Here is a 23,257-nt window from a genome sequence, read left to right on the forward strand (position 1 = left end):
TCTGCCGAAAGGGCGCGCCGTCTCTGACGCGCTCTTTCACTATCCCTTTTCACCCAAAGGATCGACGACCATGACTGTCCTGCTAGAAATGAACGCGATTCAAAAAGCGTTTAACGGTGTACCCGCCCTTTCTGGGGCATCCGTAGAAATTGAACGCGGCGAAGTCCACGCATTGATCGGTCAAAATGGCGCTGGAAAATCAACCATGATCAAGGTGCTGACAGGCGTTTACCGCCGCGACGACGGCAAGATTACCTTTAACGGACACGACAGCGTTTTGACGAACCCGCGCGAGGCCCAAGCCGCGGGGATTGCGACGATCTATCAAGAACTCACGTTGGTTCCGCTTCGTTCTGTCACGGAAAACGTGATGATGGGATACGAGCCGAAACGGTTCGGCGCTTTCATTGATTGGCCCGCGGCTCACGCCCGCACCCGCGAAATTCTGACCCGCTTTGGCATTGATATTGATGTGAAAATGCCGCTCGGAAGCTATTCCACCGCCATCCAACAACTGGTCGCCATCGCCCGTGCAGTCTCGCTGGATGCCAAGTTGGTTATCATGGACGAGCCGACATCTTCGCTCGATTCCTCTGAAGTGAAAACACTGTTTGGCGTCGTACGCAGCCTTCGTGAGGCAGGCGTTTCCGTTCTTTACGTGTCGCACTTCCTTGATGAGCTCTTCGAGATTTGCGATCGCGTCACCACCATGCGCGACGGCAAAACCGTTGGTTGCGCAAGGCTCGCAGAAACCACAAAGCTTGATCTTATCGCAGGTATGTTAGGCCGCGACACCAGCGAAATCACCGAGGCTGGCATGACCGAATTTGGCGGCGGCACTGCGAAAAAAGGCGATATATTGCTTGAGGCGAAAGACGTTGCCACTGGCCCACGTCTGACGAAATTCAACATGACTTTACACCGTGGGGAAATCGTCGGGTTGGGCGGCCTGCTCGGCGCTGGACGGACAGAAGCCGCGCGCGCGCTCTTTGGCGTTGATCCTTTGCGGCGCGGAACCATTTCCCTCAAAGGAGCTCCCGCGCCCTCACAACCCGCCAATGCAATCACCGCAGGACTTGGGTATTTGACTGAAGACCGCAAGGCAGAGGGTATAATCCCCGACATGTCCGTGCGCGAAAATATGACGCTTGCGCTGCTCCCGCGCATGACCAAAGGCGGCCAGATCGACCGCGCCCGCGAACGTAAAATCGTCCAACATTATATTGACGCGCTAGGCATCAAAACCGCCGATATGGAACAACCCATCCGCGAACTCTCTGGCGGTAATCAGCAAAAGGTTTTGCTCGCGCGTTGGCTCGCGATTGAACCCGATATCCTGATCCTCGACGAGCCTACTCGCGGCGTCGACGTTGGTGCCAAACGTGAAATTCAGCTTATCATCCGCAACTTCGTGGATCGCGGCTATAGCGTGGTCCTGATCAGTTCGGAATTCGAAGAATTGGTCGAAGGCGCCGACCGTATCGTCGTCCTTAACGAAGGACGCTGCATAACTGAACTCACCAATCCAGGGGTTACAGAACATAAATTGGTACAGGCTTTGGCCCAAACAAGCGAGGCTTCCGCATGAGCACGACCATTACTGAAACGCGGCGCAAAAGCGTTCGACAGCTGGTGCATGGCCACGGCGGCATCGTTGCCCTTTTAGCGATCCTGCTGTTCAACATGGCCTTCACGCCAAATTTCTTGCAACTGCAAACACTCTTCGTAAACATCAGCCAGGTCGCGACCATCGCCATCGTCGCGATGGGTATGACGCTTGTCATCGCAACAGGAGGGATTGATCTCTCGGTCGGGGCGATCATGGCGCTTGCAGGAGCATTGGCGCCACTCATTTTCCTGTCAGAGTTTGGCGCGGCAAACCCTGCACTGGGCGTAACCTTGGCTATCGCATTGCCGATGCTCGTCGCCATTGCATGCGGGCTATTCAACGGCATCATGGTGGCGAAACTCAACGTGCAACCGATTATCGCCACGCTGATCCTCTTCATTTCGGGACGTGGCATCGCGCAGGTGTTGACCAACGGCAATCTACAAACCTTCACCAATCCGCACTTTAGCTATCTCGGCACAGGTAAAGTTCTTGGTCTACCATTCCAAGGCTGGCTCGCCATTGGTATCGCAATCTTCCTTTACTTCATCATTTCACGCACCACATTTGGCCGCTACGTACTTGCCATCGGCGGCAACGAACGCGCGGCACAACTTTCTGGTGGCCCCGTAGCCCTCGTGAAAATCGGTGTGTATATGATTTGCGGCGCACTTGCAGGCCTTGCAGGGTTGATCGTAGTGGCCATTAATTCGGCCTCGGATGCGGCCCGCAACGGCAGTTTGATGGAACTCGATGCCATCGCAGCAGCCGTGGTTGGTGGCGCTCTTTTGCAAGGCGGGCGTGCCCCGATTTTCGGCGCAATCCTTGGCGCGGTCATCATTCAATTAGTGAAATATACATTGCTCGCAAATGGCGTTCAAGACGAGGTCGCACTTATCGCCAAGGCAGGCATCATCCTTGTCGCCGTCTATGTGCAGCAAGCCCGGAAGGAATAACCATGTTGAATTCTGACGCCTTTGATCTGCGCAAATATGTACAGCGTAATTCTCAATCGGTCGCCGTTTGGATCGCCCTTCTTGCCCTCATCGTATTTGGCATTCTGCGCTATGACAACTTCGGTGGATCTTACAATTTCGGTTCCTTCCTGAACTACAATTCAATGTTCATCGTCATTGCACTTGGCATGTGCTTTGTCATTATCACTGGTGGCATTGACCTCTCGGTAGGCTCTGTCGCTGCGTTCTCATCGGTCATCGCCGCCTATCTTTCGCCCTATGGCTTAGAGGTCGCTTTACCGTTAGCGCTTCTTGTCGGTATGACTTTCGGGGCCTTCAACGCCTTTTGTATCATTGCCTTGCGCATCCCGCCCTTCATCGCGACCTTGGCAACAATGCTCGGCGCGAAAGGGGCTGCTCTGGTTATTTCTGGCGCATCCACAGTCGCGGTCGATTGGGGGTCAAACTTTACGAACATGGGCATGAACAAAGCCTTCGACCTCTTCCCTTGGTCCATTATCATCGTCACAATCGTCGGTATAGCGCTTTGGATTGTGCTCGAAATGACATCTCTTGGTCGCACCATTCTGGCCATCGGGGGCGGTGAAGATGCTTCCAAACTCATGGGCCTCAAGGTCAATCGCGCCAAGGCATTTGTCTATATAATCTCTGGCGGTTGTGCAGGACTCGCGGGTGTGATCCTTGCCTCTGGTTTCGGGGCAGGCCAACCCCTTGAAGGCGTGGCATGGGAACTCTCTGCCATCGCTGCCGTCGTCGTTGGCGGCACACTGTTGACGGGTGGTCTTGGCTCAATCCCTGCCACAGTCGCAGGCGCGCTTCTTCTTGGCCTCGTCTTCAATATCCTCAACTTCGAGAACGGTCGCGGCACAATCAGTTTTAGCGCTTATTGGCAAATGGTGATCCGGGGCGCGTTCCTCTTTGCAGTCATCCTATTTCAAACCCGTATGACCAAAGGCCGCAAATCCAAAGGAGCTTCAGCATGAGCCAGATCGTATCAATCGACGTGCGCCTGTTCCACATCCCTCTGGTAGAGGTTTTGGTCGACGCAAAACACGGCGACCACCATTTCTTCGAATTGATCACAGCGACTGTGCATCTTAAGGACGGCACGTCTGGCACTGGCTACACCTATACGGGCGGCAAAGGTGGGCATGCAATTGCAGCCATGATCACCCATGACCTAACCCCGTTCCTGATCGGTCAGTCAGCGGACGATATCGGCGCGCTTTACGACGGGATGCAATGGCATGTGCATTACGTCGCACGCGGTGGCATCGCCTCCTTTGCTATCTCTGCAATCGATATTGCGCTCTGGGATCTGCGCGGCAAACGTACGGGCCAACCGCTTTGGAAAATGGCGGGTGGGGCTGCTAAAACCTGTAAGGCTTACTGCGGCGGCATCGACCTTGGCTTTCCATTGCCCAAGCTTCTGGACAGTATCAAGTCCTACCTTGATCGCGGTTTTAACGGTGTAAAAATCAAGATCGGCCAACCGACGCTCGAAGAAGACATCGCGCGGATCAAAGCAGTGCGCGACCTTATCGGCCCTGACATCACATTCATGGTAGACGCGAACTATTCCATGAGCGTCGAGCAGGCAATTACAGCCGCAAATGCCTTTAAACCCTTTAACCTCACTTGGTTCGAAGAACCAACGATTCCAGATGAATACGCAGGATACGCAAAGATCAGCGCGGCCACAGGTATGCCCCTCGCAATGGGCGAAAACCTTCATACGATCCACGAATTTGAATACGCTTTCGCGCAGTCAAACCTCAGCTTCATCCAACCTGACGCTTCCAATTGCGGTGGCATAACAGGCTTCCTTCAGGTCGCCGAACGTGCGGAAAAGGCGGGAGTGCCAATCTGTAGCCATGGCATGCAAGAGTTACACGTCAGCCTCGTAGCAGGTCAGAAAAATGCAGGCTGGATCGAGGTTCATTCCTTCCCAATCGACGCATACACCACGCGGCCTTTATTGGTGGAAAACCACCTTGCCGTGGCCCCCGATGTGGCTGGCATTGGTGTCACATTCAACTGGCAGAAACTCGACGCTGCCAACATATTAGAATCCTAAAAGGACACGCCCATGACCACCCAAGCAGCCGTCTATCGCGGCAATAAAACATTCACAGTTGAACACGTGACGACGCCGCCCCCTGCCAAAGGTGAGGTCCAAATTGATGTTGCATATTGTGGTATCTGCGGCACCGACCTGCACATTTATTTGGGCCATATGGATGGTCGCGTGGGCTTAGAACGCACCATCGGGCATGAAATGTCGGGCGTAATTGCGGCTGTTGGCGGCGGCGTAACAGGTCTTAAGCCGGGCCAACATATCGTGGTCCGCCCTCTCGATCATTGCGGCGATTGCCCTGCTTGCAGGGCAGGTCACGAGCATATCTGCCACAAACTCAAGTTCATCGGCATTGATAGTACTGGTGCCTTCCAGCAAAAATGGAACGTCCCTGCCCATACGATCCACGTGTTGCCAGATGATCTCGACTTGTCACACGCCGCCCTCATCGAGCCACTCGCCGTTGCCTGTCACGATGTGTCGCGCGGCAAGGTCCAAACTGGCGAAGACATCCTTGTCATCGGCGGCGGCCCCATCGGTATGCTAGTCGCCATGGTCGCCCGTGACGCGGGTGCAAATGTTACGATCTCCGAGATCAACGAGAACCGTCTGAAATACGCACGCGGCATTGGCTTCAACGTGATGAACCCAAAAGAGCTCGATGTGGCCAAAGCCATACATGACGCGACAGGCGGCAAAGGCGCGGATGTTGTGTTTGAGGTTTCCGGAACCCAGCCAGGCGTCGATCTTATGACTGCCGCCGCGGCCACGCGCGGCCGCATCGTTATGGTCGCAATACACGCAAGCAAACCGACAATTGATATGTTCCAATTTTTCTGGCGCGAACTTGATCTGATCGGCGCGCGTGTCTACCGCCCCGAGGATTACGACGCGGCGATGGCCCTGCTCGCCAAAGGTGTCGTGGACTGCGATAGCTTCATCACCGACATTCAGGGCCTAGATGATATTCAAGCCGCGTTCGAGACATTGACCCAGAATCCCAACGCAATGAAATCAATGATCCGCATGTCGGAGGACGTTAAATGAACGTTATGGACCGCTTTAATCTTGCAGGCAAAACCGCCCTCGTGACGGGTGCCAAACGCGGTATCGGGCGCGGCATGGCCGAGGCCTTGGCGCAAGCTGGTGCAGATATCATCGGGGTCAGTGCTTCGCTTGATCCAGCTGGCTCAGATGTTGGAAGGGCTGTCGCGGCGCTGGGCCGCAAGTTCACTGGCTACGCTTGTGATTTCTCTGATCGTGCCGCCGTGAAGGCTTTCACCGCCAAGGTCCTCGCCGAGAACCCGCAGATCGACATTCTGATCAATAACGCTGGCACCATCCTGCGTGCCCCTGCCGCAGAACACCCCGATGAGATGTGGGACAAGGTGATCGAGGTCAACCTGAACGCGCAGTTCATCATCACACGCGACATCGGTAAAACCATGGTCGAACGTGGCTCGGGCAAGGTCATTTTTATAGCGTCATTGTTGACCTTCCAAGGAGGGATAACAGTGCCGGGATATGCGGCATCGAAGGGCGGGATTGGGCAGCTTACAATGGCTTTTGCCAACGAATGGGCGTCCAAGGGTGTGAACGTAAACGCTATCGCCCCGGGTTACATCGACACCGACAACACCGAGGCGCTTCGCAAAGATCCCGAGCGTGCGGCCGCCATTCTGTCGCGCATCCCCTCAGGGCGTTGGGGTAAACCGATCGACTTTGCGGGCCCCGCCGTTTTCCTCGCCTCCGAATCTGCATCTTATATGCACGGCCACATCATGCTCGTCGACGGCGGTTGGATGGGGCGTTAAATAAGATTAGCACGTGCGCCAGTCGGCGCGCGTGGCGCGTTAGTCGCGTTAGTCGCGTCCACATTGGACTGTGGGGACGGCTCCGAGGCCAACGCACCATCGACGTCGCCCAGAAGTGTATCTTGTTTGGTATACTTGTCAGAGGTGGAAGACATGGCAATACCCCTATGAAAGGGTTTTAAACACGTCCTATGTAAAAAAACAGTTTGATATAAAGTCCCTCACATCAACGGAGGAACCGATTTTAACGTCGTGATATTATTAGAACCAACTCACCACTGCGCATCAAGTGGCAATTTTCTATCAAAAAAATATGTGGGGCTAGCACAAGAGATAACCTTAAATGTTGTCTAGGAACAACCGATTAGCGCCAAATTGTGGCGGAGACGAAGGGACGCAGATGCAATATATTTAATATCAAGAACTTGCGTGGAACAACCTCCTATATGGTATGCAGTTTGTTATGCAGATTTAGACGCGGTACTTTGCATCATTGTAACTTCACAAAGCAAAGCCGCAATTTCTAATTTTTTCCTGCACTGCATGCGGATTGCAAATCCGTGTACAGGAGTTCGATTCTCCTACTCGCCTCCATTTGCCCAAGCAAAGAACGTCAGCCCTGTATATTTATTGAATATTGCTCAGGGTAGCTGCACGCATCTCGGCCTCTAGCCAAAGTTACTTAAACTAACGCTGCCTGAAGTGCGGCACTTGCCATTTGGGCTGGAAGCTACTGGCCGCCTCAATAGAAAGCGGCGCTTAGTGCGGCAACGCTCGGTGATCCTTGTTCATGAACATCTCCTTCTTCCCAAGTCTGGGAGGTTAACGGAAATGTCTCAGGAGTAACGGCATATCTACACCTTGCGTGCTGTCCTTCAAAGTCCGCTGGTGACAGCATCCCATTCTTAGCGTGTTTGCGCTTTGGGTTATAGAACATCTCGATATAATCGAACACGTCAGATATTGCATCTTCTCTGGTTTTGCGCGATCGGCAAGATCGTTTCTTCACTCGATTGATTGCGCAATACGGTATTCCAAGGGTCATCATTACCGATAAGCTACGCAGTTATGGCGCTGCTGCAAAACATGTCCTGCCCGATGTTGATCACAGAGCGCACAAAGGGTTGAATAATCTTATCGAGGGATCGCACAGGCCGACTAGGAAGCGCGAGAAAAAAAATGGGCCGTTTTAAATCACCTCGGCAAGCGCAACGCTTTTTGTTTGCGCATGATCAAATTAACGCCATCTTCTGCCCAGACGATACCGTCTATCTGCGCAATCATATCGCCACTCCCGAGCAGATGCCTTCAGCCTCTGGACGGACTATACTTTTGAGATGAAACCGTAATAATTTATGCTGAAGTAGCTGTCTCAAATAACCGAAATCAACTTGGCAATGCCTTTCGCAGGGCTGTTCACGGCCAAAACCCTTTGGACCCGAGCCAGAGCTTTCAAAATGCCGCACCATCGTGTCGTGCAAAGACAGATGCCTGAGACTGTCATTCGTCGTCGAAATACTCAGGCTGTTCTATGCAAAATTGCGAGAGGGTTTCGCGGACGCGGTGAAGGTGTTGGCGGACCAATCTGCGTGCGGCTGTTTTATCGCCGCTGCGAATGGCGTCAAAGATGTTTCTATGATCTTCGGCCAGCTCCGCGATATGCGCCATGTTGTTGACCGACAAAAAGCGTAGACGGTCCAAGTAGCTTTTTTCTCTTTGGATGATATCGGAAATGCGCGGATGCCCGACCGCATCGGCAAGGGCCAAGTGAAAGTTGTCATCCAAGGTGGTGAAACCCGCACCGATGCCCGAGGTCACCACCTCTTGCTGCAATGCGAGGTTGGCTTCGATTTCATGCAAGGTGTCAGGCGAAAACCCCTTTTCGCATAGGCGTTCTGCGACAGCCACCTCTAGCGATGCGCGGGCAAATTGTGCGCCCTCAATTTGGGAAATCGACAGCTTTGAAACGTAGTTTCCACGGCTGGGCAACGTCACGATCAGACCTTGGTCTCTGAGCCATGTGAACGCTTCTCGCACAGGTGTGCGTGACGCTCCGTAGAGATTTCCGACCTCTGTTTCAGAGATGATTTGCCCCGGTTTTAGGCTCATTTCCAAGATCGCAGATTTCAAAGACGCTGCTATTTGTTCTGCCGCCGGACGCTGTGGATCAATTTTTTGAACATGGCGCTGCGGCAACAAAACGACCTTTGCTCTTTTGTTCAGTTTCTTGTTCATTTTGTGCTCCAACGCGCCTGTTCTATGATCTGTATGGCGAATTACTTAGGTGTTGACAACCTGTATACCGGTATGCTCTCTGAGAGAAACGTTAACACATGGGTTGAAAATGACAAAGATGAAACGCTCAATAATCGCTCTCATCGGGGCGGGCATGGTCGCCAAAACCCATGTTGATGCCTGCATCGATGCGGCACCAAAATTGCGCCTCAAAGGTATCTCGTCACGCTCAAATGAACGCGCCGCAGCTTTGGCAAAAGATGCCTCTGCCAGACTTGGCGAAGACGTTATCACCTATAAATCTGTCGAGGCCATCGCCGATGATGCGGACATCGATTTTGTCATAATCGCAACCCCGCCCAATGTGCGTCTTGAATTGATCGCACCTCTGGCGAAAGCTGGCAAACATATTTTGTTGGAAAAGCCCATTGGCCGGACCGCCGAAGAAGCCCAACAGATCGTGGATCTGTGTGAACAGGCAGGCGTGACGCTTGGGATCGTCTTTCAACATCGGGCGCGGTCTGCCTCGATGATCGCAGCACAGATGGTTCGCTCGGGAGAGTTGGGTGAGCTTGGTCTGGTTGAGATGAATGTGCCATGGTGGCGCGAACAAGCCTATTACGACGAGCCCGGGCGCGGCACCTATGAACGCGACGGCGGCGGTGTTTTGATCAGCCAAGCGATCCACACGATCGATCTTGGGTTGAGCCTAACAGGGCCTGTCAACTCTGTCCGCGCGATGGCGAAAACCACCAAGTTTCACCAAATGGAGTCAGAAGATTTCGTCGTGGCAGGTTTGGACTTTGCCAACGGCGCTGTTGGATCACTTGTGGCGAGCACTGCAAGCTATCCGGGTGGCGCGGAATCGATCACGCTGCATTTTGAACATGCAACGTTGCATTTGGAATCGGGTCAGCTGCGCGTCAATAGACGCGATGGCGACCAAAGCACCCACGGGGACGCGGCCTCAACGGGCGGCGGCGCCGATCCGATGGCCTTTACCCACGCATGGCATCAATCCGTCATCGAAGATTTCCATGATGCCATCGCCAAGGCAGGACAGCCCCTTGCATCGGGCAAAGACGCCATGGCGGCCCACAACCTCATCAATGCAATAACGCGCTCGTCCACGCGCGGAACAATCGAGTATTTGAACACATGAACACCCCCCTCAAATTTGCCGCGATCGGAATCGACCATCGTCATATCTTTGGCATGGCTCAAAATATGATTGATGCTGGCGCAGAGTTCGTTGGCTGGTTTACCGAAGGCAATCCTGAACCAACCGAAGGCTTCATCAAACGATTTCCCGATGTGCCGAGGGTCAAAACCGCGCAGGAATTGTTGGACGATCCAAGTATCGAATTGGTCATGCTCTCGGGCATTCCGAGCGATCGGGCGGCTTGGGCCATTCAGGCGATGGATGCTGGCAAAGACGTCATGAGCGACAAACCGGGCTGCACGACCTTCGATCAGCTCAAGGACATTCAGGCCTGTGTCGCGCGCACCAAACGCATCTGGACAATCGACTTTTCCGAACGATTTGAGGTGCCTTCGGTCACCAAAGCCGCAGAACTTGTCGCCGATGGCGCCATTGGCAAGGTCATTCAAACTGTTGGTCTTGGCCCGCATCGGCTAAATCGTGCGACACGGCCGGACTGGTTCTTTGATCGAAACGCCTATGGTGGCATTCTCACCGATATCGGCAGTCACCAGATCGACCAGTTTTTGTTTTTCACCGGCTCAACGGATGCCGAGATCACGATGGCGACTGTTGGCAATTATGCGAACCCCGAGACCCCGGGGCTGAATGATTTTGGCGAGATCGCATTGCGCAGCGAAAACGGTCACGGATACATCCGCCTTGATTGGTATACGCCAGATGCCTTGCCGTCTTGGGGCGATGGCCGTTTGACGATTTTGGGCACCGAAGGCTACATCGAGTTGCGCAAATATGTCGATGTGGGCGGGGCCGATAGCAGCGACCATGTCATTTTGGTGAACGGCACACGTTGTGAAAAAATCTGCGCCGCTGACGCAGGTTTGCCCTATTTCCCACGTCTGATAGATGACATCCGCAACCGGACCGAAACCACCATGACGCAGGCCCATACCTTTAAGGTTTGCGAACTTGCCCTGCGGGCCCAGCACCTCGCTGAGGAGCGCCAATCATGATTAAAGTTGCAATTTTAGGCGCGGGCATCGGCCAACAACACCTCACAGGATATCGAGCACTGCCAGAGCGGTTCAGCGTCAAAACCATATGTGATTTAGATCCCTCCCGGGCTACCGCGGCGGCAGGACCGGAGAGTAACATCCAAATTGTCACTGACATGGCGGATGTTATGTCTGACCCGGATATCGATCTGATCGATGTCTGCCTGCCTCCGCATCTTCATGCCTCCGTCGTCATTCAGGCGTTGGAAGCGGGCAAAAATGTTATCTGCGAAAAGCCCATTAGCCGGTCACTCGCCGAGGTCGATCAGATCCAAGCCGCGATTGACAAAACCGGTGGTCAGGTCTTTCCTGTGTTCCAATACCGCTTTGGATTGGCCTTTGCTCAACTCACCGCTTTGTGTGACGCTGGCCTGGCCGGCAAGGCCCTTGTCGCCAGTGCCGAGACCCATTGGAACCGCGAAAGCGACTATTACACAGTGCCTTGGCGAGGCACTTGGAAAGGCGAATCCGGTGGCGTTTTGCTCGGTCATGCCATTCATTCTCATGACATTTTGTGCAAGGTCTTGGGCCCAGTGAAACAGGTCTTTGCCCTTACTGACACCCGCGTAAACGACATCGAAGTCGAGGATTGCGCCGCTCTCTCGTTGCGTATGCAAAGCGGTGCATTGGTAACGAGCTCGGTCACTTTGGGCGCAGCGCCCGATACATCGCGGTTGAAGTTCTGCTTTGAGGGTCTGACAGCCGAAAGCGGATCTGACCCCTACACACCTGCACAAGGCGCTTGGAACTTTACCGCGCGTGGGGCAACTCGCCAAGACGATGTGGACAAAGTTTTGGCCACAGTTCCAGCCGCACTGTCTGGGTTCACAGGATTTCTAGATGCGATCGCTGATGCGATCTCAGGCCAAGGAGGGACTGAAGTGACCTTCGAAGACGGTCGTCGCTCAATTGAGTTGGTGACGGCCATCTATGCATCTGCTCGGCGGGGCAAATTGGTGCAACTTCCGATCGAAAAAGAGGATCCGCTTTGCAGTGGTTGGCTGCCGAGTTGATCCAATAAAAAACGATCAAACCAACAGAAAATGGGGAGGAGACCCAAATGAACTATAAAGTAAAAACAGCCGTTTCTGCAGCTGCATTGATGCTGGCCGCAGGGGCCGCATCCGCGCAAGAGCTCAAATTTATGTGCTTTTCGGATGGCGATGATTGTGCCGTGATCGACGGCCTGCTTGACGGTTTCGAAGCCGAAAATGAGGGCATCACAGTGGTGATGGACAAAGTGCCCTATCAGGCCATTCTTGACAGCCTGCCGGTGCAGCTTGCTGCAGGCACGGGTCCTGACATCGCGGTTGTCACCGATCTTGGTGGTCTGAACGAATACTACCTTGACCTCTCACCCTATGTTGATCGCCCGTATTGGGAAAACAGCTTTGGCGATATCTTGAACTGGTATCGTGCAGGTGCACAGGATGACGGCATTTACGGATTGCATTGGCAGCTGACAGTGACCGGTCCCTACATCAACAAAACGCTCTTTGACCAAGCGGGTGTTGCTGTCCCTGCGGAAGACGCGTCTTGGGATGATTGGGCCGCTGCGGCGCGCGAAGTTGCCGAAAAGACAGGGACCACATTCCCGATGGCGATGGACCGGTCTGGTCACCGTATCGCGGGTCCCGCCATTTCATATGGCGCGAAATACTTTGACGATGCAGGGGAACCCATCCTAGTTGACGACGGCTTTAAAGGGTTTGTCGAAAAATTCGTTGGATGGCATGAAGATGGCACGATGGCGAAAGACGTTTGGGCTGGCCGTGGTGGCAATTCGTACCAAGACGCCTCTGCCGAGTTCATCAATGGTGAATTGGTTTATTACTTTGCAGGAAGCTGGAAAGTGTCACAATTTGACTCCGAAATCGGTGATCTTTTTGACTGGCAAGTTGTTGGTTCCCCATGTGGCGAGGGCGGTTGCACCGGCATGCCGGGCGGATCTGGCGTTGTTGGGTTCAAACAGACCAAACATCCCGAAGCCGTTGCGAAACTGATCGATTACCTCGCGCGTGAAGAGGTCTATGCGCAGATGTCTGCACGCACGAACAACATTCCGGCACACAAAGGCGTTGCTGCGGCTGGCGTTGACTATGCGGATGCATCCGCACCGGCGGCTGCTGCGCTGAATGCTTGGGGTGCTCAAGTTGCAAAACTCGAAGCTCCTGCGTTTCAGTACCAAGGTTACAAAGGCAACCGTGCAATGTTTAACATCACGGTGCAGCGTGTGACCCAAGCAATCGTTGGCGAATTGACTGTTGATGAAGCTATGGAAAGAGCGAAAGGCGATCTCGCCGAAGCCATCGCCGAAACCAAGTAAGCCGCACGACTAAATGATACGTTGCATGGCCATGCGGGGCCATGCAGCATTGACACCTGTACCGTAGGAGGACAGCGCAAATGCTTTCGGCACTCAATTTGATCATGCGCGGCATCGAAATTCCATTTTCTTTTGTGCAAAGAAAGCTTGGCACGCGGCGTCAGGCTTGGGCCTTTCTTTTGCCAAACCTTCTGCTTTTTGGTACCTTTTCCTTGTTCCCGATCTTGCTGAATTTTATCTACGCGCTGACCGGCGGTGACAATATTATCTTGTCTGATCGCCCCTTTGTCGGCACGGGAAATTTCGCAGGCTTCATGAACTGCGACAACTTTCTAGATGTGAACAGCTGCGAGAGAGATTTCTTTTGGCGGGCGGTGTGGAATACCACATGGTTTGTAACCCTTCAGGTCGGCATCATGGTCGGCTTCGCGTTGCTGACGGCTGTCATTTTGAACCGCGACATTCAAGCAAGGGGATTTTTCCGGGGCGTGTTTTTCTTTCCTGTGATGCTGTCACCCGTCGTTGTGGCGCTTGTTTGGAAATGGGTGTTGCAGCGCAACGGCATTCTCAATGCAGGGCTTGAGGCGATGGGATTTGAAAGTTTCAACTGGCTTTTAGACCGGACATGGGCCTTTGGTTGGTCCGTATTCTTGTCGGTTTGGGCCCATATGGGGTTCTACACGTTGATCCTTTTGGCCGGGTTGCAGGCCATTCCTCGCGATGTCTATGAAGCGGCCATGATGGATCGGGCGTCGCCTTGGCGGGCGTTTCGGCGCATCACTTTGCCATTGCTGGCCCCAACAATGTTGGTCGTATTGGTCTTGGCGCTAATCAAGGGCGTGCAAACCTTTGACGAGGTCTATGCCTTTACCGGCGGTGGGCCGGGGTCCGCGACGACGTTGATCATTCAATATATTTACGAGACGGGTTTTGCAGGGGCCCCCCGCCTGTTTGGGCTGGCATCCGCCGCATCGATCCTGCTCGCTCTCGTTCTCGTCGTTTTGACGTTACTGCAACTTTGGTTCAACAGGAGAAGTGTCGATGGCTAATCGGGCCCTTACATTCCTTACGCGGACACGCGCGGGCAACGGCAAAATGGATTGGACCGATTGGCTCAGCTATAGCTACCTGATTTTGGGCACGCTTTTGATGTTTGCGCCTGTCTTATGGCTGGCTGTGTCCTCTTTCAAAACCGAAGCTGACCTGAAACGATTTCCCCCGCGTTTGCTGCCATATGTTCAAGAAACCGTTGTGGTCGAAGGCTATGACGCGCCGCTTGCGCTTTACGATATTGTGTCTGGCGAATTTGAGGGGCGTCGTTTGGCGCAGATCCGACGCGTCGGATTGGTGGCACAAATGGTCGATCCCGCCGCGCCAAGCACCCGTCTCAAGGTGGACATTGCAGACCGCGAGTTGATTGAGCGCGTCGGTCTGGCGACGGAAAACTACACAGAGCTCTTTGAGCAGTTCGATTTTCTGAGGTTTTTCTGGAACTCGACTTTTATCACAGTCACGGCGACCGCCATCACCTTGCTGGTGAACGCGATGGCCGCATTTGGCCTATCCAAATATGAGTTTAGGGGCCGAACCTTTGTTTTGATGCTCGTGGTCGGCACGCTTATGGTGCCCCAAAGCGTCATCTTGGTGCCGCTGTTTCTTGTGACCAAGGAATTTGGCATCATGAACAGCCCGTGGGGTGTCATCATTCCAGGCGCCGCGTCGCCCACGGGGGTTTTCTTGCTGCGCCAATATATGCTGACCATCCCCGACGAGATATTGGAAGCCGCGCGGATGGACAAAGCCAGCGAGTGGAAAATCTTTTGGCGTATCATCGTTCCTCTTTCGATCCCGGCCATCGCCGTTCTTGGCATCCTCTCTGTGATGTGGCGCTGGAACGACTTTCTTTGGCCACTCATCGTTCTGTCTGACACGGATAAATTTACACTCCAGCTGGCCCTGAATTCGTTCCAAGGAGAGATGTCAACGCAATGGAGCAACCTGCTGGCAATGACGGTGCTCACATTGCTACCAATCGCTGCAGTGTTCATGTTCCTACAAAAATACATAACCACTGGCATTGCCTCAACAGGCGGCAAGTAATCGGTGCAAGGAAATAGAAAAATGGCAAAAGTCGAGCTAAAAGCGGTCCGCAAATCTTACGGAAAAGTGGAGGTCATCAAAGGCATTGACCTTCAGGTGAAACATGGAGAATTTTGTGTTTTCGTCGGCCCGTCGGGGTGCGGAAAATCCACCTTGCTGCGCATGATCTCGGGTCTAGAGCCGATCTCGGCAGGGGATGTTATCATCGGCGATGAGATCGTGAACGATGTTCCTGCGGCTGATCGGGGATTGGCGATGGTGTTCCAATCCTACGCGCTCTACCCCCATATGACTGTGCGTCAGAATCTGTCGTTTGGGTTGGAAAATATCCAAACCCCGAAAGCTGAAATCGCCACCAAGATTGAAGACGTCTCAAAGATGCTGCAAATCGACCAACTTTTGGAACGTCGGCCAAAAGACCTATCTGGCGGGCAGCGGCAACGTGTTGCGATCGGGCGCGCCGTCGTGCGCGAGCCACGGGTTTTCCTTTTCGATGAACCGCTGTCAAATCTAGACGCCGAACTGCGCGTCGATATGCGTGGTGAAATCGGCGCGCTGCACAAGCGGCTTGGCAACACCATGATTTATGTGACGCATGATCAAGTTGAAGCCATGACAATGGCCGATAAGATTGCGGTTCTACGACGGGGCGAGTTGGAGCAATTTGGCGCACCGCTTGATCTGTTCAACCGCCCCAACAACATTTTTGTCGCGGGCTTTATTGGCTCCCCAAAAATGAATTTTTTCCAAGGTGAAATCGATGCCAATGATCGACAGGTGCTTGTGCTAAAAACCGGTGAAAAGATGACGCTGCCGGCTGCGAAATTTACCCAACAGCCCGGCCAAGCGGTGACACTTGGTATTCGACCCAATAGCTTGAAACCCGATCAAACGGGCAGTTTGACCATGGAGGTCGGCAGTGTCGAGCAATTGGGCACGGAATCCTACCTCTACGGATCTCTTGCCGATGGCACTGGCATAACGATCCATAGTCCGGGCCAAACCCTTGTCACTCCAGGTGAAAAAATTCTCATCGACACCGACGAGGATGCCATACATCTTTTTGATACGCATAGCGAAAAGACCCTGCTCGCGGTTGTGAACTCAAGTTAGGTTGCGACATTTCTCTATCTCAGTTTTCTAAGTTCTTCTGCGAACGCTTCGGTTGGTGTTTTCCATCCAAGGCATTTCCTCGGCGTGCAGTTGAGGCGGTTGCAAATAGCCTTCATATCGCGACTTGAGAGCGCTGAAATCGGCGTATCGCGGGGAAGATATCTTCGCGCCACTTTTGCAGTATTCAAAGCCGCCGCGACCTGAGTGAAAACCAAACGGCATGCGCTAAGTTCCAAACCCTGCGCACAGAGTTCGACGCATGGCTTGGCAAAATTCCACGCCCGAATGAGGCCTGCCAATGACCCGACCTCAACCGAAAAACGACTGCGACGGGCAACATTGCGATGCATGGCGAGACGGCCATGGCGTTGGCTATAGTGCCGCGCGCGCACGATTTGAGCACCCAATTTATCCGATGGAACTAACGCTTATCTGCTTGAGTATTGGCGCAGGTATCGGCGCAGGTTGGTACGCAATGGCCATAACTTTCGAAGTGTTCTTTTAACGATGAACGCCCACAACCCCATCCAAACCCGCGACGCCTGTGCAGTGGCCCCCGCTACACAGGCCACCGCTAAAACTGGACACAACGGCGGTCCAAAAACGACGCCTTTCGGTCTGCATGCTGCATGGTTGAGGTTTGCGAATGAACTGGAATTGCGCCGCCTCGCCAAGCTGCACGTGCGGATCGAGCGAAAACAATCCGCCCTGCAATGCCTGATCAAAGAGCGCCAAGCCATCATGAACCGCAGCATCCGTCGCATGCGCCGAAATCAAGGCAAGACCTGAAATCATGTCAATCCAATCCCCCACAATCGAGGAGCTGCACGACGCTGCCCTAATGGTCGCGCAGCTCATGCAAAAAGAAGGCTGCGAAACCCTCGCAAAACAGCACCGCTTTGCCGATACGGCAAAGATTTTCAGGACGCAGCCGATCACATCAAGCGCACCACAACAGACGAAAAGAAAGGCATCTAGAATGACCCAAACGTCAGCGATGCAACAAGAAATTCAAGCGGCGATCGCGCCCATGATGAAAGACCTAGAAGCCCGCCTGCGCGCACACATGGAAGACGTGCTGGTCGACAAACCAGAATGGGTTTCAACAGTCGACGCCGCCAAGCAACTAGGTCTATGCGAAAAAAACAATCCGAAATCACGTTAAGGCGAAGAAACTGAAAGGGAAAATCGTCTCTAACAGGTATTTTGTGCATGCTTCGGAACTGTCGCGAGGGTGATTTGTAAGAGCTTGAATTTTCATTGGCGGGTGGCTCAACTAGTCCAGTTGAGAGCCCAAACTGCGACAGATAGGCATCATGCCCCCCCCCCCGAGACTAACTCGACATCGATTGATACACTAATTTAGGCAGACTCTTTTCAAATTGCTCCCCTTGCGCTTAACGCACAAAATTGATACAAAATTCCCGATTAGCGCAAATTACAACATCGGAGCCTACTTTGACTGAAGAAATTCGGTCCCGCTTCCCCGCCTCTGAATTCGGAGATTTAATCATCGACTTGGAAGATAGGCTAGCCGGAGAAACCCTTAAAGCATCTAGGATGATTTCTGAGCATGCAGGCTTGGACAAACGGCGTGCACGCGCGCTAGAAGTTCAGGCTAGGTTTCGCATGAACGAGCAAGCATTTGAACAAGTCTGCGAACTACACGACGGCTCATTTCTTCCAGGAAATTTGCTGCCAAATAGCGACCTTAAAGTTCACCAGCCATTTATGCGATTTGGAAAGCAAGGTTCGGGCATTATTCTGGGACTAGCGTCCATGCCCCAGCCAAGCATGTTACCTGTTAAAAATCGTTCACGACTGGCTGGCGTAAGCATGAACTGGCAGTTTTCGGAGGAGCTTGATCTAGAAGGGACACAGCCAAAGTCTGGGGATGTTTTCATTTTACTTTTAGTCGCACGCGATCCTGAGCGCTCCGGAAAACTAAAAGAATTGGCCGTCGGTTCAATCGATTCCAGCTACGATCACTTCCTTTTCTATGAACCTATCGACGAGTTCTTGTCCGGACGAATAGCGCTGCCAAATACAAATAAATCAGTCGAAATTTCAAGTGTCACGAAAAATGTCAGGTTGAAAACCTCTCCGAAAACATACATTGCACCAGAAGATCAGACTAAACCAACGAAAGACAGCGGCACCGCGTAGGCGGCTTCGATGCCGTAACAGGAAGTTATTATGAGAATTGGTACACCAGGCTTCGTGCCCGCACGCTTGACTGAAGCACGGGCAGCACGAAGGATTCCTAGCATGACAGAGCTTGCCCGTATGTTAGGTGTTACCTCCAGCAAAGTCTCGCGCTGGGAAAGCGGTGAACACTCTCCTGAACCAGACGCTTTAACTGATCTTGCTCGCGAACTTCGAGTTCGGCGCGAATTTTTTCTACGCCCCGTTTTTGATAGCACCAGGCCCTTTTTCCATAGAAAGTTGGCTAGCGCATCCAAGCGCGACCGGACATATCAGCATGCTCAAGTAAATTGGCTCAATGAAGTCAGCTCAATCGCACAGCACTACGTCGATTTACCTGAACTGGACATCCCCGACTTGATGACTTCCACCCACTTCAAACAACTTAGGGACAGTGACATAGAAGGCTTTGCGATGTCACTTCGTGAGCATTGGGGGCTCGGCGATGGTCCATGCATTGATGTTGTTGGCCTCCTTGAGAGAGTTGGATGTGTCGTCAGCTCCATCGAAATGGGGACCTCAAAATTGGACGGAGTTTGTAGTTGGTCAGAAATAGATCAACGCCCACACATCCTTCTTGCAAATGATAAAATGTCCTTACCTCGCAGGCAAATGGATGCCGCGCACGAATTAGGTCACGCGATTTTACATAAAAACGTCACAGAAAGTGAATTAAAAAGCGACCTCAAGGAGATTGAACGGCAAGCATTCCGCTTCGCCAGCGCGTTCCTTATGCCTGAAACTTCCTACATCCGCGATCTCCCCAACTTTTCCTTAGCTGGGATGCTAACAGTAAAAGAGCGATGGAGAGTTTCCATAAAGGCCCAAATTTCTCGCTTGCGCTCATTGGGTTTGATCGACAGTGATGATGCCACAAGAATGTACAAGACTTATTCAGCTAAAGGCTGGAGTAGAGTTGAACCGTTGGACCGCGAGTGGAAACTTCCGCAACCACAGTTGCTTAAGGATGCCTTTCAACTGATTGTAGACTCTGGCACGCGCACAAAAGAAGACTTGCTAGCGGTTGAGTTCACTTTACATCGCGGTGACATTGAAAACTTGGCGAACCTACCATCCGGTTGGTTTTTGAAGGACCCAAGTCCAGTAATTGAGCTTGCACTGCGAAAAACTCATGACAAGCCAGCCGCAGGCGGCATGACCGGACAGATAATCTCCTTTTCAAATCGCCCCGATAAAGATTGATTCATCTGCAGCAAGATATGTGCAGGTGCAGCTAAGGTCCGGTTTCCGCCCGAAGTGTCGATCAACACGAACGGCCCAGACCGGACCTTCAGTCGATGACCCAATGCTGCGTTGCTGCCCGTCGAAGCGGTCGTTCCTGTATCGTGCAGCATTTTCTTAGATCAGATGGCTGCATCGCGGGACGAAACGGTCTTTCACTGCGGCTGCGCCAATGGCCGGCTTCGATCGTCAGAAGATAAAATTTACCGTGCAAAAAGGGGGATGAGGTCTGGTTCAGTCAACACCCCGCTTCTCAATCTCAGTGTATCAAGCCAAATTGCGCTCAATCAAGCTTTGCGCTGTCGCAATGTAGCTGTCGGCAATGCGTATTGGTGCGCGGCCCAATAACGCGCGACCGGGTGCTTCGTCCAAGATCGGATTATAGCCCAGCTCTTTGACGCTGCCCCGCACATCTGCATCAACCAAAGCGTAAAGCCGGATAAACCAATCCGGTGCCTGAAACTTTGGCATCTTTTTACTGTAGTCTGGGTACCCCTTTTTTAAACATGTCGCCATCTGCATGATCGAATATACTCCAAAACTGGCGATCGTACGCGCGCCAGCTGCTGCAGGTGCGGTCAGTGCAGCAACATGCATATCCGCCAAGTCACGCACGTCGACCGAATGCATATAGAGGTGCGGCGCGACCGGGACTTCACCGCGTAAAAACCGTTGGAACAGGGCACCCGATGTTCCGGGGTCGGAATCCAGCAAGGGCCCCACGATAAAGGCCGGGTTGATCACCGCCAGTTCTGTCTTGGTTGTGCCCGGTTTGAGTATCTCCCAAGCCTTCATTTCGGCGCGGATTTTGCTTTCCACATAAGCATTCACTTCCCCGTCCGGATCAGCCCAATCAGAGGCATCCAAATGGCTTGGCCCAGATTTGCCCCGCCCCGGCACAATCGCCGCAATCGATGACGTCAACACAACCCGTGCGAGGCCTGCGTCGCGGGCCGCGGTCAGCGCGCGTTGCGTGCCTTCGACCGCTGGGGTGATCAACTCAGCCTTGTCCTTGGGCATGGACGTCACAAAGGGGGACGCCGCGTGCATCAGATAATCTACGCCATCGCAGGCCTCGGCCCAGCCCGCATCTTTGGTCAGGTCCAGCTCGACAAACTCAAGATGGCTGACATCGACACCCGCCGCTTTAATGGCCTTTTCGGTTTCGGCGCTGCGCGAAGGCGTTCGCAAGCTGCCGCGAACCTTATAGCCGGCGCGCAGCAAAGCCACCGCAAGATGACCGCCCAGAAAACCCGTGACGCCCGTAAGTAGTACCGTTTTCATTGCATTCTCCAATTTTACACTTATTACAATAATCGTTCAAATCGTAAAATCAGCCCGGCACTAATTTTTTTTCTGCAATTGACGCCAGCGCACCGAAAACCGATGTTAGCTTCATGGAAGATTCACGACAAAAACAAATAATCAGCGCCGCGAAGGCCCTGTTCTTTGAGCGCGGGTTACGTGCGACGACGATGGCCGCAATTTCGAAAGCCGCCGGGATTGCCAAACCAACCCTTTACAGTCGGTACAAAGATAAAAATGCCGTTTTCCAGGCGGTGGTCGCATCCATACTGGATGACTTGAGAGCATTGATGGACGAAGAGTTCTCAAAGACGGGTAGCGTTGAGGAACGCCTCACTGCTGCCTTAGTGGCCAAATACTGCGCCGTTTTCGATATGCTTCAATCGCCTCATGTTGCCCAAATGATGGAAGACAAGGTTCTTTACGCAGGCCGTGAGTTTGAAAAGCTTAACACAGATGTCGCCACGCGGATCGAGGGCATGATTGCAAAGGCGGGATACAATGAACCCAGCGAACTAACGCATCTCATCTTATCTTGTGCATTCGGCATTCACAGACGAGCAGACACCCGAGAAGAGGTAGCCCGCGACATCACAACCGTAGTGCGCGCACTTTTAACTGCACCAGAGTAGCATTATCGCTTGTCTATAACGCCGCATTTATGTCGGTTGCCGATGATCGATCTCTTTGTGAAAGCGACCATTGGTCGATGGCGTTGCATCGGTCAATTTGGGCTCACTGCCTCCATTAGATCCGTCGCAGCATTTTGCATGTGGGTGCCGCCACTTCCGGCCCTAAGCAGCCTTTGGTGTAGATATTCTCTTCTGCATTGCAGCTTCCCAACAGCGGACATCTAATCACGTTGCCGGAGGTATCGCCCCAACTGCCGCGCTATTTTGCAGAGCGAATGTTTGAGACACAGACTTCTGGATATTTCTTCGCGCTCAGAAAGGCTCAACGCATGCACACCGCGCGTCCTACCCGGAGTTCAGTAGCGTCGCGCTTCTGGCCTTCTACGATCCGTTGGGCCAAGGCGAGCGGGCTCAATTCCGGTTTCTGTCAAATCCGGAAGCAAATCATCCGCTGCCGGCGGAGTTCTTCACCGAGCAGGAAACCGACTTCAAGGATTGGGATGCTCAACGATAACTCACCTCAATTTCGATCGTGCGAGAGATGCGTTACCTGTGTTGGCCATTTGAACAAAAATGTTTCGTCAAAGTCGGACGGGATTGGTTGCGTCACATTGACTCTGCCAAACACGGTCGCGAACGATGATAACGCAACGTTGGCGCTCTCTTCCTCGGGGTTGTGGTCTTCAAATTTCGCTAACCCCGAAACAATCACGAGCCAAGATCGGTCGTAAACAGTATACTTCTTCAACCGGTCATTCTTGCTGTTCAGGATCGGCAAGAGAACGCTATCATCGAAGTTTGGCGTGATGCCGCCTCGACTGCCAGTGACTTTGATATCGTGTTTCCCGTCCATGTATAGACAGAGGTTCTGGATGAAGTCAGGCAACGGAGCGGACGGCTCGAGCCTCGCGCTTTTCATTCCAGCGTCTTCGCGGATACGTGCCCATTTTTCGGACCAGATCGTAACAGTGCCCGAGTTTGGCAGATTAGCCGAAGCATTAGAAATGGTGTCTGCCACATGCTCCAGAGCGGCTTTATCTTCGGAGCTAACGGGGACCCCGTCTTCAAAGCCAATACCTATGATCACCCCGTCTTCACTGTCCTTTGCCCTGTCTTCGACGCACTTCCGCAGCTCCTTCGCATATTCGCTTTGCGCGCGTTCGATCTGCAGCGCAGCAAATTTCTCCGTTGCGTGCCGAGCAGTCGTAAGTTCGATTCCAATAGTCTCTCCGTCAATGACTGCGATAAAGTCTGGGCACTCGGAAGGTTCGATCTTCTCAGGCACGACAGCCGCAGCTCGAAAGAAGTCGATGAGATAACGGATTTCTGTTTCCTTTGCTTTGTTCATGGCTTGGCCATTCGCCCTTCTGGAGTTGTTCTAAGTGAGCTTACGGTTGTCTTGACT

General features: G+C 53.0%; 24 protein-coding genes and 3 pseudogenes. 19 read left to right on the top strand and 8 right to left on the bottom strand.

Annotation, left to right across the window (positions count from 1 at the left end):
- Positions 1-70 precede the first annotated feature (70 nt).
- From BM025_RS16630 to BM025_RS16655, 6 genes are read left to right on the top strand one after another with little or no spacing between them, the layout of a single operon-like run.
- Positions 71-1,588 carry a sugar ABC transporter ATP-binding protein gene (locus tag BM025_RS16630; protein ID WP_244515888.1) on the top strand — a complete coding sequence of 506 codons (1,518 nt, stop codon included), beginning with the start codon at positions 71-73 and terminating at the stop codon, positions 1,586-1,588.
- Positions 1,585-2,565 carry an ABC transporter permease gene (locus tag BM025_RS16635; protein ID WP_085850612.1) on the top strand — a complete coding sequence of 327 codons (981 nt, stop codon included), beginning with the start codon at positions 1,585-1,587 and terminating at the stop codon, positions 2,563-2,565. Before BM025_RS16630 ends, BM025_RS16635 begins: the two co-directional genes overlap by 4 nt.
- Positions 2,566-2,567: 2 nt before the next feature.
- Positions 2,568-3,569, top strand: a complete 1,002-nt coding sequence (locus BM025_RS16640) for an ABC transporter permease (RefSeq protein ID WP_085850611.1) — start codon at positions 2,568-2,570, stop codon at positions 3,567-3,569.
- Complete coding sequence (locus BM025_RS16645) at positions 3,566-4,663, top strand: mandelate racemase/muconate lactonizing enzyme family protein (RefSeq protein ID WP_085850610.1); 1,098 nt, start codon at positions 3,566-3,568, stop codon at positions 4,661-4,663. The genes BM025_RS16640 and BM025_RS16645 overlap by 4 nt, the downstream gene beginning before the upstream one ends.
- A 12-nt stretch (positions 4,664-4,675) precedes the next feature.
- On the top strand, positions 4,676-5,710 hold the full coding sequence (locus BM025_RS16650; RefSeq protein WP_085850609.1) for a zinc-dependent alcohol dehydrogenase: 1,035 nt from the start codon (positions 4,676-4,678) through the stop codon (positions 5,708-5,710).
- Between the two features lie 5 nt (positions 5,711-5,715).
- Positions 5,716-6,477 (top strand): SDR family NAD(P)-dependent oxidoreductase, encoded by a 762-nt coding sequence (locus BM025_RS16655; RefSeq protein WP_211753586.1) that lies wholly within the window; start codon positions 5,716-5,718, stop codon positions 6,475-6,477.
- On the opposite strand, the gene BM025_RS19240 is transcribed toward BM025_RS16655, so the two are convergent.
- Complete coding sequence (locus BM025_RS19240) at positions 6,474-6,632, bottom strand: hypothetical protein (protein ID WP_170842218.1); 159 nt, start codon at positions 6,630-6,632, stop codon at positions 6,474-6,476. The genes BM025_RS16655 and BM025_RS19240 overlap by 4 nt on opposite strands.
- A gap of 713 nt (positions 6,633-7,345) precedes the next feature.
- Positions 7,346-7,462, bottom strand: a pseudogene (locus BM025_RS18990) (IS3 family transposase); the annotation flags it as partial.
- Between the two features lie 13 nt (positions 7,463-7,475).
- Between BM025_RS18990 and BM025_RS16660 the strand changes: the two are divergent.
- Positions 7,476-7,826: pseudogene (locus BM025_RS16660) on the top strand (DDE-type integrase/transposase/recombinase); the annotation flags it as partial.
- Positions 7,827-7,977: 151 nt separating this feature from the next.
- Here the strand turns inward: BM025_RS16660 and BM025_RS16665 are convergent.
- On the bottom strand, positions 7,978-8,712 hold the full coding sequence (locus BM025_RS16665; RefSeq protein WP_085850607.1) for a GntR family transcriptional regulator: 735 nt from the start codon (positions 8,710-8,712) through the stop codon (positions 7,978-7,980).
- Positions 8,713-8,821: 109 nt separating this feature from the next.
- On the opposite strand from BM025_RS16665, the gene BM025_RS16670 reads away from it, so the two are divergent.
- The 7 genes from BM025_RS16670 (at position 8,822) to BM025_RS16700 (ending at position 16,468) form a co-directional block, all read left to right on the top strand.
- Positions 8,822-9,874 (top strand): Gfo/Idh/MocA family protein, encoded by a 1,053-nt coding sequence (locus tag BM025_RS16670; RefSeq protein ID WP_085850606.1) that lies wholly within the window; start codon positions 8,822-8,824, stop codon positions 9,872-9,874.
- On the top strand, positions 9,871-10,887 hold the full coding sequence (locus tag BM025_RS16675) for a Gfo/Idh/MocA family protein (RefSeq protein WP_085850605.1): 1,017 nt from the start codon (positions 9,871-9,873) through the stop codon (positions 10,885-10,887). Before BM025_RS16670 ends, BM025_RS16675 begins: the two co-directional genes overlap by 4 nt.
- The gene (locus tag BM025_RS16680; RefSeq protein ID WP_085850604.1) at positions 10,884-11,942 is read left to right on the top strand and encodes a Gfo/Idh/MocA family protein; all 1,059 of its coding nucleotides are present in this window, start codon (positions 10,884-10,886) and stop codon (positions 11,940-11,942) included. The genes BM025_RS16675 and BM025_RS16680 overlap by 4 nt, the downstream gene beginning before the upstream one ends.
- Before the next feature lie 47 nt (positions 11,943-11,989).
- Entirely contained in the window at positions 11,990-13,255 is a 1,266-nt protein-coding gene (locus BM025_RS16685; RefSeq protein WP_085850603.1) for an ABC transporter substrate-binding protein, read from the top strand.
- Between the two features lie 80 nt (positions 13,256-13,335).
- Positions 13,336-14,304, top strand: coding sequence for a carbohydrate ABC transporter permease (locus BM025_RS16690; RefSeq protein WP_085850602.1), 969 nt, complete (start codon positions 13,336-13,338; stop codon positions 14,302-14,304).
- On the top strand, positions 14,297-15,355 hold the full coding sequence (locus BM025_RS16695; RefSeq protein WP_085850601.1) for a carbohydrate ABC transporter permease: 1,059 nt from the start codon (positions 14,297-14,299) through the stop codon (positions 15,353-15,355). Before BM025_RS16690 ends, BM025_RS16695 begins: the two co-directional genes overlap by 8 nt.
- Before the next feature lie 21 nt (positions 15,356-15,376).
- Entirely contained in the window at positions 15,377-16,468 is a 1,092-nt protein-coding gene (locus tag BM025_RS16700) for an ABC transporter ATP-binding protein (protein WP_085850600.1), read from the top strand.
- 14 nt (positions 16,469-16,482) lie between these two features.
- On the opposite strand, the pseudogene BM025_RS19775 reads toward BM025_RS16700, so the two are convergent.
- Positions 16,483-16,647, bottom strand: a pseudogene (locus BM025_RS19775) (IS30 family transposase); the annotation flags it as partial.
- A gap of 119 nt (positions 16,648-16,766) precedes the next feature.
- Between BM025_RS19775 and BM025_RS16710 the strand changes: the two are divergent.
- On the top strand, positions 16,767-16,973 hold the full coding sequence (locus BM025_RS16710; protein WP_085850598.1) for a hypothetical protein: 207 nt from the start codon (positions 16,767-16,769) through the stop codon (positions 16,971-16,973).
- Here BM025_RS16710 and BM025_RS16715 read toward each other — a convergent pair.
- The gene (locus BM025_RS16715) at positions 16,970-17,263 is read right to left on the bottom strand and encodes a hypothetical protein (RefSeq protein WP_085850597.1); all 294 of its coding nucleotides are present in this window, start codon (positions 17,261-17,263) and stop codon (positions 16,970-16,972) included. The genes BM025_RS16710 and BM025_RS16715 overlap by 4 nt on opposite strands.
- A 61-nt stretch (positions 17,264-17,324) precedes the next feature.
- Between BM025_RS16715 and BM025_RS16720 the strand changes: the two genes are divergently transcribed.
- From BM025_RS16720 to BM025_RS16730, 3 genes are all read left to right on the top strand, one after another.
- Positions 17,325-17,633: a hypothetical protein gene (locus tag BM025_RS16720; protein WP_139204588.1), complete on the top strand. Its 309-nt coding sequence runs from the start codon at positions 17,325-17,327 to the stop codon at positions 17,631-17,633.
- A gap of 293 nt (positions 17,634-17,926) precedes the next feature.
- A complete protein-coding gene (locus BM025_RS16725) occupies positions 17,927-18,634 on the top strand; it encodes a hypothetical protein (protein ID WP_085850595.1) in 708 nt (235 codons plus the stop codon).
- 102 nt (positions 18,635-18,736) lie between these two features.
- Positions 18,737-19,876, top strand: a complete 1,140-nt coding sequence (locus BM025_RS16730) for an XRE family transcriptional regulator (protein ID WP_244515889.1) — start codon at positions 18,737-18,739, stop codon at positions 19,874-19,876.
- A 306-nt stretch (positions 19,877-20,182) separates the two neighbouring features.
- On the opposite strand, the gene BM025_RS16735 is transcribed toward BM025_RS16730, so the two are convergent.
- Complete coding sequence (locus tag BM025_RS16735) at positions 20,183-21,199, bottom strand: NAD-dependent epimerase/dehydratase family protein (RefSeq protein ID WP_085850593.1); 1,017 nt, start codon at positions 21,197-21,199, stop codon at positions 20,183-20,185.
- 113 nt (positions 21,200-21,312) lie between these two features.
- Between BM025_RS16735 and BM025_RS16740 the strand changes: the two genes are divergently transcribed.
- A complete protein-coding gene (locus BM025_RS16740) occupies positions 21,313-21,852 on the top strand; it encodes a TetR/AcrR family transcriptional regulator (RefSeq protein WP_085850592.1) in 540 nt (179 codons plus the stop codon).
- Positions 21,853-22,073: 221 nt separating this feature from the next.
- On the opposite strand, the gene BM025_RS19780 is transcribed toward BM025_RS16740, so the two are convergent.
- Both BM025_RS19780 and BM025_RS16750 read right to left on the bottom strand, forming a co-directional pair.
- Positions 22,074-22,187, bottom strand: a complete 114-nt coding sequence (locus BM025_RS19780; protein ID WP_085850591.1) for a helix-turn-helix domain-containing protein — start codon at positions 22,185-22,187, stop codon at positions 22,074-22,076.
- A 185-nt stretch (positions 22,188-22,372) separates the two neighbouring features.
- A complete protein-coding gene (locus BM025_RS16750; RefSeq protein WP_085850590.1) occupies positions 22,373-23,200 on the bottom strand; it encodes a hypothetical protein in 828 nt (275 codons plus the stop codon).
- Between the last annotated feature and the right edge of the window lie 57 nt (positions 23,201-23,257).

This window comes from Pacificibacter marinus (assembly GCF_900109555.1).
Lineage (GTDB): Bacteria > Pseudomonadota > Alphaproteobacteria > Rhodobacterales > Rhodobacteraceae > Celeribacter > Celeribacter marinus_C.

Coding starts and splice junctions, on each gene's coding strand:
- BM025_RS16685 (WP_085850603.1), top strand. CDS start 11,990: ATGAACTATAAAGTAAAAACAGCCGTTTCTGCAGCTGCATTGATGCTG.
- BM025_RS16750 (WP_085850590.1), bottom strand. CDS start 23,200: ATGAACAAAGCAAAGGAAACAGAAATCCGTTATCTCATCGACTTCTTT.
- BM025_RS16635 (WP_085850612.1), top strand. CDS start 1,585: ATGAGCACGACCATTACTGAAACGCGGCGCAAAAGCGTTCGACAGCTG.
- BM025_RS16695 (WP_085850601.1), top strand. CDS start 14,297: ATGGCTAATCGGGCCCTTACATTCCTTACGCGGACACGCGCGGGCAAC.
- BM025_RS16630 (WP_244515888.1), top strand. CDS start 71: ATGACTGTCCTGCTAGAAATGAACGCGATTCAAAAAGCGTTTAACGGT.
- BM025_RS16670 (WP_085850606.1), top strand. CDS start 8,822: ATGACAAAGATGAAACGCTCAATAATCGCTCTCATCGGGGCGGGCATG.
- BM025_RS19240 (WP_170842218.1), bottom strand. CDS start 6,632: ATGTCTTCCACCTCTGACAAGTATACCAAACAAGATACACTTCTGGGC.
- BM025_RS16730 (WP_244515889.1), top strand. CDS start 18,737: ATGACAGAGCTTGCCCGTATGTTAGGTGTTACCTCCAGCAAAGTCTCG.
- BM025_RS16645 (WP_085850610.1), top strand. CDS start 3,566: ATGAGCCAGATCGTATCAATCGACGTGCGCCTGTTCCACATCCCTCTG.
- BM025_RS16680 (WP_085850604.1), top strand. CDS start 10,884: ATGATTAAAGTTGCAATTTTAGGCGCGGGCATCGGCCAACAACACCTC.
- BM025_RS16740 (WP_085850592.1), top strand. CDS start 21,313: ATGGAAGATTCACGACAAAAACAAATAATCAGCGCCGCGAAGGCCCTG.
- BM025_RS16715 (WP_085850597.1), bottom strand. CDS start 17,263: ATGATTTCAGGTCTTGCCTTGATTTCGGCGCATGCGACGGATGCTGCG.
- BM025_RS16700 (WP_085850600.1), top strand. CDS start 15,377: ATGGCAAAAGTCGAGCTAAAAGCGGTCCGCAAATCTTACGGAAAAGTG.
- BM025_RS16675 (WP_085850605.1), top strand. CDS start 9,871: ATGAACACCCCCCTCAAATTTGCCGCGATCGGAATCGACCATCGTCAT.
- BM025_RS16735 (WP_085850593.1), bottom strand. CDS start 21,199: ATGAAAACGGTACTACTTACGGGCGTCACGGGTTTTCTGGGCGGTCAT.
- BM025_RS16650 (WP_085850609.1), top strand. CDS start 4,676: ATGACCACCCAAGCAGCCGTCTATCGCGGCAATAAAACATTCACAGTT.
- BM025_RS16640 (WP_085850611.1), top strand. CDS start 2,568: ATGTTGAATTCTGACGCCTTTGATCTGCGCAAATATGTACAGCGTAAT.
- BM025_RS16710 (WP_085850598.1), top strand. CDS start 16,767: ATGACCCGACCTCAACCGAAAAACGACTGCGACGGGCAACATTGCGAT.
- BM025_RS16690 (WP_085850602.1), top strand. CDS start 13,336: ATGCTTTCGGCACTCAATTTGATCATGCGCGGCATCGAAATTCCATTT.
- BM025_RS16665 (WP_085850607.1), bottom strand. CDS start 8,712: ATGAACAAGAAACTGAACAAAAGAGCAAAGGTCGTTTTGTTGCCGCAG.
- BM025_RS16655 (WP_211753586.1), top strand. CDS start 5,716: ATGGACCGCTTTAATCTTGCAGGCAAAACCGCCCTCGTGACGGGTGCC.
- BM025_RS16720 (WP_139204588.1), top strand. CDS start 17,325: ATGCAAAAAGAAGGCTGCGAAACCCTCGCAAAACAGCACCGCTTTGCC.